The following is an 11,905-nucleotide window of genomic DNA, read 5'->3' as shown; positions in this document are numbered from 1 at the left end:
GCCCTGGGCCACTGTTGAGCGCACCGAAGTTGATGCCGATCTGGTTGTCGCCGGTCAGCCCGATACCAATGTTGTTGCTGCCGTTGTTTCCGAAGCCGAGGTTATGGCTACCCAGGTTCCCCCAGCCGACGTTGGCGTCACCGAGGTTGCCGCTGCCGAAGTTTGCCGATCCCGTGTTCCCGCTGCCGAGGTTGGTGCTGCCGGTGTTGCCCAAACCGAAGTTGGAGTTGCCGGTGTTTCCGCTACCCAAGTTGGCGCTGCCGCTGTTCCCGGAGCCGAAGTTGTGGCTGCCGATGTTCCCGCTACCCAGGTTGAGCTCGCCGAAGTTGCCCAGACCCAGATTGCCCGGTCCCGTGTTGCCGCTGCCCAGGTTGAGGTCGCCGACGTTACCGATACCCAGGTTGAGGGAGCCGATGTTGCCCGGGGTGAAGTTGAGGACGCCAATATGGTCGGGCAACGGTATGACGATGCCCTCCGACGTCAGCTCCCAGGGGGTCAACTGCGCGACCGCCGCCGAGGCGCCGGTGTAGTAGCCAGACATCGCAGACACGTCCTGGGCCCACATCTCCTCGTAGTTGGCCTCGACCGCGGCAATCGCCGGTGCGTTCTGACCGAACAGATTCGATACCACCAACGACACCAGCTGGGTGCGGTTGGCCGCCACCTGAAGCGGATGCACGATCGCAGCCCGCGCCGCATCGAACACCGCGGCAACACCATTGGCTTGCGCCGACACCTGCCCAGCTTGTGCGGCCGTCGCGGATAGATGCGCCGCGTACGCCTGCGCCACACCCGTCATCGCCTGCGCCGCCGCGCCCTGCCAGAACTGACCCGTGAGCCCCGAGGTCAGCGAAGCAAAGCCGGCCGCCGCCGACTGCAGTTCCGCGGACAACTCGCTCCACCCTCGAGCCGCCGGCAGCATCGGCTCGGAGCCCGCACCGGCGAACATCAACACCGAATTGATCTCACGTGCCATGACAGGGCTCCGGCGTTGTTGATTAGCAGGCTTGTGAGCTGGGTTGATGATCTTTGGTGCCGCGCTATTGGGGCCGGAGTGTAGGCACGGGCTATCTGGAGAACGATCGAGTTGGTTACTGTTCGTCGTTGGTCTGGAGTTGCCCGTGCCTACCGTTTCAGTATTGCCTGTGTCGTCGGTTCCAGAGGTGTTCGACCGCTGGAGTCCTGGTGTGCGCAGCGAGCTCATCGGATCGGAGTTTCTCGATGTGTTGGCCTCGGTGCCAGACCCGAGGGACCCACGCGGTCGGAGGTATTCGCTGATGGCTTTGTTGGCGATCGCGGTTCTGGCCACTGCCGCGGGGATGCGCGGCTATGCTGGTTTTGCCACATGGGCGGCCACCGCTCCCGATGATGTGTTGGCCCAATTAGGGGTCCGGTTCCGGCGGCCCAGTGAGAAGACCTTCCGCGCTGTTTTGTCTCGGCTAGACCCCGCCGACCTCAACGCCAGGATGGGCAGTTACTTCACTGCACACGTGGCCAGCAGCGACCCCAGTGGATTGGTGCCGATCGCGTTGGACGGCAAGATGCTGCGTGGTGCTTTACGCGCCAAAGCGACAGCCACGCATCTCGTGTCGGTGTTCGCCCACCGTGCCCGATTGGTGCTCGGTCAACTCGCTGTCGCCGAGAAAAGCAATGAAATTCCCTGCGTACGTGCCCTGCTCACGCTGCTGCCGGGTAGCTTGCGGTGGCTGGTCACCGTGGATGCGATGCATACCCAGGTCGTCACCGCGAAGTTGATCTGCGCCACCTTGAAGTCGCACTATCTGATGATCGTCAAGTCCAACCAAGCCAAAATACTTGCGCGTATCACCGCGCTGCCCTGGGCCGAGGTGCCCGCAGCCGCTACCGACGACTCCCGCGGCCACGGCCGTGTCGAGACCCGCACCCTGCAAATCATCGCCGCTGCACGAGGAATCGGCTTCCCCTACGCAAAACAAATCATCCGGATCACTCGTGAACGCTTGATCACCGCCACCGACCAGCGCAGCGTGGAGGTGGTCTATGCCATCTGCAGCCTGCCGTTCGAGCACGCCCGCCCTACCGCGATCATGACCTGGATGCGTCAACACTGGGGAATCGAGAACAGCCTGCACTGGATACGCGACGTCACCTTCGACGAAGACCGTCAAAGGGCACATACCGGAAACGGCGCACAGGTCCTAGCAACGCTACGCAACACCGCGATCAATCTGCACCGCCTCAACGGCGCCGACAACATCGCCGAAGCCTGCCGGATCACCGCTTTGACCGCCAACCGCCGCCTAGACCTCCTCAATCCACAATTCCCCAGCTCACAAGCCTGCTAATCAACAACGCCGGAGCCCTGGGTGGCATGACCGAAAAATTCATCACAACATCCCCTTCCGGCCGCAACCATCGGCGACCGCCCGCCCAGTTATTGCGACGGAGTCTACATAGATGTCGATTATCGGGAATGACTTTGAGCACTTGATAATTCATAGTTGGATGAGATATTCAACGACCTGCTAGAAGCGAAATAGATTGTCGCTTAGATTATTTCATAACGCGATGAAATGTCGCCAACACTCCATTTGGTGAAATTAACTGGAGTTCTTGATAATTCATGGTGCGTTGAAATACGCACACGGTGCGGACGCTACCGATTGCCAAGGCGGCGCACCGGCGACGCCGGTGGTCACTTCGGGTTGGGCATGCACACGACACGATGGCGACAGTCCGCCCGGTCGACATCAGCGGAAATCGGGTGGGCGCTCGGCAACCTGCGTGTCAGTTGTGAAAGATGGTGGTCCCGACGCCGCTGGGGCTGTTCGAGATGTATATCGCCTGCTGCCCGAAGGGGAGATATCCGGTATTCATCGAGGTTCCCGAGGTCACCGTTGGGCCGTTGGTCGCCGTCGTCGTGTACGAGTACAGCAGTGTGGAGCCGTCACTGGTATACACCGAAATGGCTGTCCCGGCTGGCACGGTTCCAGAGACCTGACCGGTTCCGAGCACCGATGACGAAATAGTCCCGTCCACACCACCGGAGTCGATGACCGCGGTAATGGGTTGCAGCGGACCGCCATTGACCTGTACCAGCAGCGGGGTAATCGGCGCACCCGGAACCGAGATGCCCGAGGGTAGTGAATTGGGGCCGAACTGCAGCTCACCCTGGGGCGCGTTGAAGAGCACGCCCTCGTCGAGTTGGCCCGGCAACGCCGTAGTAGGACTGCTGATCCCCGGGCCCCCGGCGTTGGGCCCAACGCCCAGCGTGCCATGTGCCAAACCGAACATGCCCACGCCGAAAACGGGTTGTAGGACTGGGCTCAGGGCAATGATCAGTAGGCTGTTCAGAGTCGTCGGGAAGGGTAGGACGGCGACCTCAATCGGCGTCGGCGCGCTAACGGCGCCGTTGCCGAAATCCACCGTCGTGTTGAACCCGATGGTGACGAAGTCCAGACCCGAGGCGTAGCTAGCGATGCCAATGCCGGTGGGCCAGCCCAGATTCTGGAATCCGACCGCCCAGAACGGGATGACGAGGCCCCTGGATTCGGTGTCAACCAGCACGGACACGCTCGGTCCCCCGTTCACCGAGACGTTGACGTTCGGCGAAGTCAGACCGTAACCTTCGGCGACGTCCAACGGGACGGTGACGTTCACCGGTGAACCAACACCAGCCGCCCCGTTCTGCCCAAACAACCAGCCGCCGAGGCCTCCTGCCCCACCGGCCGCGTTGGTGCCGCCGGCACCCCCATCGCCGCCATTGCCGATCAGGACCGCCCTGCCTCCCGGCCCACCGACGGTAGCGGGCCCGCTTCCTGCGGCTCCCGCCTGCCCACCGTGCCCGCCGTCACCGATCAGCCAGCCGCCGCGACCGCCGGCCCCGCCATTTGCGCCAGCACCGCCGGCACCACCGTCGCCCCCGTTGCCGATCAGCCCCGCCGCGCCGCCGGCCCCACCGGCGACCCCTGCCGTCGTCTGCGAATAACCAGTTCCACCGTCGCCGATCAGCAGCCCGCCCGCCCCGCCGTTGGGATCGGCGGCCGTCCCATTTGTTCCATTGCCGATCAGCGGGCGCCCCAAGAGGGCTCGAGTCGGCGCATTGATCGCGCCCAACAGGTCTTGCTCGACGGCCTGCAGCGGCGCGGCATCCACCTGCGCGCTGATCGCCTGATAGTCCCGGACATAGCCGACCGCAACCGCCTCAGCCTCCGCATACGCCCCCGCCCCGGCCCCCAACGCCCGCGCGAACCGCTGCTCAAACTCCGCCCACTGCCCACACACCGCCTGATACTCGCGACCAAACCCCCCAAACACCGCCGCAATCGCCACCGACACCTCATCACCGGCAGCCGCCGTCACCGACGTCGTCGCCCCCGCCGCCGCCGCATTAGCCGCACCCACCACCGACCCAATCCCGGCCACATCGGTTGCCGCCGCCGCCACCCACTCCGGAACCACACTCACAAACGACACAACACCCACCGCCCATCCACCCAAAGGCCAACAGAGTTCGACCCGGACCCAACCGGTCCAAACACGCTATATCCGCAGGTCAGCGATGCATCCGTAGAAAAATCAGATCGTCAAAAGTTGAGTAGCACCGCTCCCGCACGCCGCCCACCAGCGTCTTAGCCACCCCAACCCAAACTGCACAAACAACCACCGGCAGCCACCAAACCCGTCTCAACACCGAGACAGACCCACAAACACCCCAACCATCACCCGCGCCCCGGTCCCACCACACCCCAACTCATGCACTCGGGTGTCTGGGGTTGCGGTCTTCGATGATGTCGCCACTCGGATCAGCGGCCGCCTATGGGGGCTTCGGGGGAACGGGCAGTCCCGCGGTGGCCGTCATGGCGATCGCCGCTACCGACACTTGGGTCGCGCGTCCGCTCACGACCGCCTAACGGTCGAAGCCACAACAGCGCGATTGCAGCGGGCACTTGCCGTACCCGCCAAAAGCGGAAGCCACGCGGGCAGCGGTGCAGCTACCAGCGTGGCTTCCGTTGAGTGTCAGTAGCGGTAGTGGTCGGGCTTGTAGGGGCCTTCGACGTCCACGCCGAGGTATTCGGCCTGGTCCTTGGTGAGCTTGGTCAGGCGACCGCCAAGGGCTTCGACGTGGATGCGCGCCACCTTCTCGTCGAGGTGCTTGGGCAGCCGGTAGACCTCGTTGTCGTATTCGTCGTTCTTGGTCCACAGCTCGATCTGGGCGATCGTCTGGTTGGCGAAGCTGTTGCTCATCACGAAGGAGGGGTGCCCGGTGGCGTTGCCCAGGTTCAGCAGACGGCCCTCGGACAGCACGATGATCGAGCGACCGGTGTCGCCGAAGGTCCACAGATCGACCTGCGGCTTGATGTTGGTACGCGTGGCTCCGGAACGCTCCAGGCCGGCCATGTCGATCTCGTTGTCGAAGTGGCCGATGTTGCCCAGGATCGAATGATCCTTCATCGCCTTGATGTGCTCGAGCATGATGATATCTTTGTTACCGGTCGATGTGACGACGATGTCGGCGTCGCCGATGGCGTCCTCGACGGTAACCACGTCGAAGCCCTCCATCATGGCCTGCAACGCGTTGATCGGGTCGATCTCGGTGACCGAGACGCGGGCACCCTGGCCCTTCATCGCCTCCGCACAACCCTTGCCGACGTCACCGTAACCACAGATCAACACCTTCTTGCCACCGATCAGCGCATCGGTGCCGCGGTTGATGCCGTCGATCAACGAGTGCCGGGTGCCGTACTTGTTGTCGAACTTGGACTTGGTGACCGAGTCGTTGACGTTGATCGCCGGGAAGGCCAGATCCCCGGCCGCGGCGAATTGGTAAAGCCGCAGCACGCCGGTGGTGGTCTCCTCGGTGACGCCCTTGACCGACTCCGCGATCTTGGTCCACTTGCCCTTGTCGGTCTCGAAGCGGCTGCGCAGCAGGCCCAGGAAGACCTTCCACTCGGCCGAGTCGTCTTCCTCGGCCGGAGGCACCACACCGGCCTTCTCGTACTGCATCCCGCGCAGCACCAGCATGGTGGCATCGCCACCGTCGTCGAGGATCATGTTCGCCGGCTTGTCCGAGTCGGGCCACGTCAGCATCTGCTCGGCGCACCACCAGTACTCTTCAAGCGATTCGCCCTTCCAGGCGAACACCGGGACGCCCTTGGGCTCCTCGGGGGTGCCATGCGGGCCGACGACAACGGCGGCCGCCGCATGGTCTTGGGTCGAGAAGATGTTGCATGACGCCCAACGAACTTCGGCGCCTAGCGCGGTGAGGGTTTCAATCAACACCGCGGTCTGGACGGTCATGTGCAGCGAACCCGAGATACGGGCACCTTTGAGAGGTTGCACCTCGGCGTACTCGCGGCGCAGCGACATCAGGCCGGGCATCTCGTGCTCAGCGATCCGCAGTTCTTTGCGCCCGAAATCCGCTAGCGACAAATCGGCAATCTTGAAATCGATGCCGTTCTTCGTGTCGGCAGATAGCGAAGTTTCGGTAGTCGTCATACGGGTTACATCCTTACTTAGGGGACCTATGAAAAACTGAGCAGACTATTTTGGCTATAAATGCTCTCGCGCCACTGTATCCCTCGGCCCCCAAGCCGCGCAGGTCAGGGGACGTTAATCACACCATGACGCTCGGCGAACGGGGTCATCAGCCTAGCCAGATCCGCCGCCACATTGTGGTCGGCCTCCGGCGGCATCGACACATAACTCAACGACAGACGTACGATCGCCCGCGCCAGCACATTGGCGTCGTCGTCGCTGGTCGCCACCCAGGTCTGGGTGAAGGCCGTCGCCAGTCGAGCCGAGGCACGCGTGATGATCGGCGCGCTGTCGGTGGTGATGAGCTGTAGCAGGTCGGGCTTGGCCACCCCGGTCAGCAGCGAGATCACCAGCGGGTCGGCCGCCGACTCACCGAAGAATGACCGAAAGCCCTGCAGGAACGCCTCGCAGATGTTGCCGACGTTGGCGTCCAGGGCGGCATGCACCTTGTCGACCAGGCGGTCGGCCAGACGCAATGCGTAGCCCTGCGCAAGGCCTTGCCGCGAGCCGAACTCGTTGTAGATGGTCTGGCGGCTGATGCCCGCGGACCGGGCAACGTCGGACAAGGTGATCGCCGACCAGTCGCGGGTCAACAGCAGATCACGCATGGCATCCAGGACCGAATCACGCAGCAGGACGCGGGAGGCTTCGGCGTAGGGAACGCGCTTCACAGGGCCGACGATATCTCTTTTGGCGAAGGAGTTGGTGTCGATCACGGTCGAGCCACCTCCACCATCACGAAGTCCGCCTTTGCCGCACCGCAGTCGGGGCAACTCCAGTCCTCCGGGATGTCGTCCCATCTGGTGCCGGGTGCGATACCGTCTTCCGGCCAGCCCAGCGCTTCGTCGTACTCGAAGCCGCATTGGACGCACTGATACAACTTGTAGTCACTCACTTACTTGCCTCCCATCCTTTCGAAATCAACTTTCTCGCGCACTGAGCAGTCCGGACAGCACCAGTCGTCGGGAATCTGGTCCCACCGGGTGCCGGCCGGAAAACCTTCCCGCGGATCGCCTTTGCCCTCGTCATAGGTGTAATCGCAGACGGGACACCGGTAGGCGGTCATCACCCAATGCCTTGGTGCGAAGCCCCGTAGCGGGCCAGCATCTTGTCCCGCGCCCGGGGGTGCAGGTTGACCTTGGTGATGTCACCGCCGTAGTGCTCGAGCACACGGTGGTCCATCACTTTGCGCCACAGCGGCGGGAAGTAGGTGAGCGAGATCATCGACGCGTACCCGCTGGGCAGGTTGGAAGCGCCGTCCATGCTGCGCAGCGTTTGGTACCGACGGGTGGGGTTGGCGTGGTGGTCGCTGTGTCGCTGCAGGTGGTAGAGGAACAGGTCGGTGACGATGTGGTCGGAGTTCCAGCTGTGCACCGGCGCGCAACGCTCATAACGGCCGTTGGAAGTCGGCTGCCGCAGCAGCCCGTAGTGCTCGAGGTAGTTGACCGCTTCCAGCAGGCAGAAGCCGAACACCGCCTGGATGATCACGAAGGGAATCAGCCCCAGCCCGAAGACCGCGATCAGCACGCCCCACAGCAGCACTGACATCGCCCAGGCGTTGAGCACGTCGTTGGACGGATAGGTCTTGGGGTTCCAGGGGCTGCGCCCCTGCCGGCGCAGCCGTTGTGCCTCCAGCCCGATCGCCGAACGGAGGCTGCCGAAAACGCTGCGGGGCAGAAATTCCCAGAAGGTCTCCCCGAAGCGCGCCGATGCCGGGTCTTCCGGTGTGGAGACGCGCACGTGGTGGCCCCGGTTGTGCTCGATGTAGAAGTGGCCGTAGCCGGTCTGCGCCAGGGTGATCTTGGACAGCCAGCGTTCCAGCGAATCCTTCTTGTGCCCCATCTCGTGGGCGGTGTTGATGCCGACGCCGCCGAGAACCCCGACCGACAACGCCACACCGATCTTCCCCAACCAGTTCAAGCCGCCGTCAAAACCAAGCCAGCCGAGGTCCGAGGCGGTGAACAGGTAGGCCCCCAGCACCACGCTGAGGTACTGGAACGGGATGTAGATGTAGGTGCAGTAGCGGTAGTACTTGTCGTTTTCCAGCCGCTCCATCACCTCGTCCGGCGGGTTCTGCCCGTCGGGCCCGAACCCCAGGTCGAGCAGCGGCAGCAGGATGTAGACGAGCATGGGGCCCACCCACAGGGGCACCTGGGCGGCGAGGTGCCAGCCAAAGTGATTCAGCCCCCAGACGATCGGCAAGACCACGAACAGCGCGGTGGGGGCGATGAGCCCCATGAGCCAGAGATAGCGCTTCTTGTCTCGCCATTCGGTTTCCGGCGCATCAGGTACGTCGGACCTGAACTGTGTGGTCATATGCCAAACCTCCTCGTGAGTCACACCACGTAGGTTTGGACAATACGCACCTATTCGTCAGCCGTCTAGACACAGCTGCCTATTTTGTCCAGTTAATTATCAAACGATCATTATTTGTCCATCGCGGCTTCGGCCAGCTGCCGACGACCCACCATCGAGTGCTTGCGCCCGTACCCGACGTAGATCACGGTGCCCACCAACAACCAGACGCCGAATCGGATCCATGTCAGGGCCGTCAGGTTCAGCATCAACCAAAGGCACGCGCAGAGCGAGGCGATGGGCAGCACTGGCACCCAGGGCGCGCGGAACCCACGCTCCAGGTCAGGCCGTTTCTTGCGCAATACGATCACGCCGGCCGAAACGAGGACGAACGCAAACAGCGTGCCGACGTTGACCATCTCTTCAAGCTTGGTGATCGGGAACACCGATGCCGTCGCACCCACCACCACCGCCACCAGCACGGTGATCCGAACCGGGGTGCCGCGTGCCCCGGTCTTGGCCAACTGGCGCGGCAACAGTCCGTCGCGCGCCATCGCGAACAACACCCGGCACTGCCCCAACATCAGCACCATCACCACGGTGGTCAATCCGGCCAGCGCACCCACCGAGATGATGCCGCTGGCCCAATACACACCGTTGGCCTTGAATGCCGTGGCCAAGTTCGCGTGTCCGCCGCCGGAGACCGTGCGTAGCTGGGTATAGGAGACCATTCCGGACAATACGATCGAAACGGCCACGTACAGCAGGGTGACAACACCGAGCGACACCAGAATTCCCCGCGGGACATCGCGTTGGGGATGTTTGGTCTCCTCTGCCATGGTGGCCACGATGTCGAAACCGATGAACGCGAAGAAGACGATCGAGGCCCCGGCCAACACGCCATACCAGCCGTAATGACTGCCCGGAGCACCGGTCAGCAGTGACAGCAAAGACTGATCGGCGCCTCTGCCCTCTGGCCCGGCCTCGGGTTCAGGAATGAACGGCGAATAGTTGGCGGCCTTGACGTAGAACGCCCCGACCACCGCGACCAAGATCACGACCGCCATCTTGATGGTGGTGACCACGGCGGAAAACCTCGAGGACAATTTGGTGCCGTAGGCAACCAGCAGCGACACGATGGAAACGATCAGCAACGCACCCCAGTCGAGGCGTATCGATCCGAAATCGGCGGTGCCACCGGAGAATCCGAATACGGTGCCGAGGTAGCTGGACCAGCCCTTGGCGACCACCGCCGCGCCGATGGCCAATTCCAGCACCAGGTTCCAGCCGATCACCCACGCCAAAAACTCACCGAAAGTGGCGTAGGAGAACGTATAAGCGCTCCCCGCCACCGGCAGCGTCGAGGCGAATTCGGCATAGCACAGGGCCGCCAGCGCGCAGGTGCCCGCGGCGATCAGAAACGATATCCAGATGGCCGGGCCGGTGATGTCACCCGCGGTCGACGCCGTAACCGTGAAAATACCCGCCCCGATCACCACCGAGACACCAAAGACCACCAAATCACGCCAGGTGAGGTCCTTGCGCAGCCGTGTCTCCGGCTCGTCGGTGTCGGCGATTGACTGTTCTACCGACTTCGTGCGCAAACGACCGGCCATCAATTTGTCCCTCTCATCAACGGATGTGAACGCACAGTACTGGGTACGCTTCCGGGATGGGCGCGAGCGTAGAGAAGCGCGCCGTAAATCCCGCCGAACACGCGACCGTAATCGGCGCCAGTATCGGTGGTTTGTGCGCCGCGCGGGTGCTATCCGATTTCTATTCCAAGGTCATTGTCTGCGAACGCGACGACTTACCGAGCACGCCATCCGGGCGCGGCACGGTTCCTCAGGACCAGCACCTACACCTGCTGATGGCCCGCGGCGCGGCGGAGTTGGACACCCTGTTTCCGGGACTGCTGACCGACCTGGTGGCCGCGGGGGTGCCCATGCTCGACAACCGTCCGGATTGCATCTATCTCGGTGCCGCGGGCCATGTCCTGGGCACCGGCGCAAAGCTGCGCAAGCAATACACCGCCTATCTGCCGAGCCGGCCGCACCTGGAATGGCAGCTGCGACGACGGGTGCTTGCCCTCGGCAACGTCGAAATCCGGCAGCGCAAGGTTCGTGAGCCGCACTTCGATCCGGTACGCCAGCGGGTTACCGGACTGCTGCTCGATGACCACGACGGCGATCCAGAACTGATCGCCAGCGGCCTGGTAATCGACGCGGCCGGACGCGGCACCCGGTTGCCGGTGTGGTTGACCCAATGGGGATATCAGCGCCCACCGGAGGAAACCGTGGACATCGCCATCAACTACGCCAGCCAGCGGCTCCGTATCCCGGACGGCCTGATGCGGGAAAGGATCGTGGTCACCGGTGTCGGCCCAGGACAATCACTGGGGTTGGGCATGTTGTGCAACGAGGACGGCAGCTGGATCTTGACGACCTTCGGGGTGGCCAAGGTCAAGCCGCCCTCGACGTTCGGCGAGATGCGCGAACTCGCCTACCGGCTGCTCCCCAGCAGATTCGTTGCCGCGCTGGCGGCGGCCGGACCCATCGGCGAACCGGTGTTTCACGCATTTTCGGCCAGCAGATGGCGCCGCTACGACAAGCTGAGCCGCTTCCCGGCCGGAATCGTGGCGTTGGGGGATGCGGTGGCCAGCTTCAACCCCACCTTCGGGCAGGGCATGACCATGGCGTCGCTGCAAGCCGGTCATCTGCGCCGGGCCCTGCAATCCCACCCCGCCGAACCGGCGAACGAATTCAACCGGGCGACCGCCAAGACCATCCGACCGGTGTGGACGATGAACGCACTCACCGACCTTTGCTTCCAACACGCCGAGGGACGGATGCCGCGGTGGTACCGGCCGGTCGGGGGGCTCTACGACCAATTCCTCGGTGCCGCCGAAACCGATCCCGTTCTCGCCGAATGGTTCTTGCGCCGGATCTCGCTGCTCGACAGTCTCTACATGGTGCCGCCGCCACTGATCATCGGCCGCGCCGTCGCACACAACGCGCGGATGTGGCTTCGGCAGCGCCGGCCGAAACCATCGGCCACATCACGGTAGTAACGGCATGGCAATGGGTACCCTGCG

At 63.4% G+C, this 11,905-nt stretch carries 9 protein-coding genes and 1 pseudogene; 2 read left to right on the top strand and 8 right to left on the bottom strand.

The annotated features are described in order from the left end of the window. Window position 1 precedes the first annotated feature (1 nt). Window positions 2-976: pseudogene (locus SHTP_RS06705) on the bottom strand (PPE family protein); the annotation flags it as partial. A 145-nt stretch (window positions 977-1,121) separates the two neighbouring features. Between SHTP_RS06705 and SHTP_RS06700 the strand changes: the two are divergent. Then, window positions 1,122-2,324, top strand: a complete 1,203-nt coding sequence (locus tag SHTP_RS06700; protein WP_420872955.1) for an ISAs1-like element IS2404/ISMul1 family transposase — start codon at window positions 1,122-1,124, stop codon at window positions 2,322-2,324. Between the two features lie 442 nt (window positions 2,325-2,766). Here the strand turns inward: SHTP_RS06700 and SHTP_RS06695 are convergent, their stop codons facing one another. The 7 genes from SHTP_RS06695 to SHTP_RS06665 all read right to left on the bottom strand — a co-directional run bounded on the left by SHTP_RS06695 (window position 2,767) and on the right by SHTP_RS06665 (window position 10,427). Beyond that, window positions 2,767-4,455 carry a PecA family PE domain-processing aspartic protease gene (locus SHTP_RS06695; RefSeq protein WP_172900513.1) on the bottom strand — a complete coding sequence of 563 codons (1,689 nt, stop codon included), beginning with the start codon at window positions 4,453-4,455 and terminating at the stop codon, window positions 2,767-2,769. Between the two features lie 543 nt (window positions 4,456-4,998). Further along, window positions 4,999-6,477 (bottom strand): adenosylhomocysteinase, encoded by a 1,479-nt coding sequence (gene ahcY / locus SHTP_RS06690; protein WP_012393163.1) that lies wholly within the window; start codon window positions 6,475-6,477, stop codon window positions 4,999-5,001. Window positions 6,478-6,581: 104 nt separating this feature from the next. Then, entirely contained in the window at window positions 6,582-7,187 is a 606-nt protein-coding gene (alkX, locus tag SHTP_RS06685) for a TetR family transcriptional regulator AlkX (RefSeq protein WP_420866654.1), read from the bottom strand. Between the two features lie 41 nt (window positions 7,188-7,228). Next, on the bottom strand, window positions 7,229-7,411 hold the full coding sequence (locus SHTP_RS06680; protein ID WP_011740541.1) for a rubredoxin: 183 nt from the start codon (window positions 7,409-7,411) through the stop codon (window positions 7,229-7,231). Next, on the bottom strand, window positions 7,412-7,582 hold the full coding sequence (locus SHTP_RS06675; protein ID WP_011740542.1) for a rubredoxin: 171 nt from the start codon (window positions 7,580-7,582) through the stop codon (window positions 7,412-7,414). It lies immediately after the preceding gene. Further along, entirely contained in the window at window positions 7,582-8,832 is a 1,251-nt protein-coding gene (locus SHTP_RS06670; RefSeq protein WP_096370129.1) for an alkane 1-monooxygenase, read from the bottom strand. Before SHTP_RS06670 ends, SHTP_RS06675 begins: the two co-directional genes overlap by 1 nt. Before the next feature lie 110 nt (window positions 8,833-8,942). Continuing rightward, complete coding sequence (locus SHTP_RS06665; RefSeq protein ID WP_096370128.1) at window positions 8,943-10,427, bottom strand: APC family permease; 1,485 nt, start codon at window positions 10,425-10,427, stop codon at window positions 8,943-8,945. Between the two features lie 56 nt (window positions 10,428-10,483). Between SHTP_RS06665 and SHTP_RS06660 the strand changes: the two genes are divergently transcribed. Continuing rightward, window positions 10,484-11,878 carry an FAD-dependent oxidoreductase gene (locus tag SHTP_RS06660; RefSeq protein ID WP_096370127.1) on the top strand — a complete coding sequence of 465 codons (1,395 nt, stop codon included), beginning with the start codon at window positions 10,484-10,486 and terminating at the stop codon, window positions 11,876-11,878. Window positions 11,879-11,905: the final 27 nt, after the last annotated feature.

Origin of the sequence: Mycobacterium ulcerans subsp. shinshuense, from assembly GCF_002355775.1 — a bacterium.
In the GTDB taxonomy this organism is placed as follows: domain Bacteria; phylum Actinomycetota; class Actinomycetes; order Mycobacteriales; family Mycobacteriaceae; genus Mycobacterium; species Mycobacterium marinum.
Note: the sequence above shows the minus strand (reverse complement) of the source record. Positions and strands in the feature narration are given on the sequence as shown.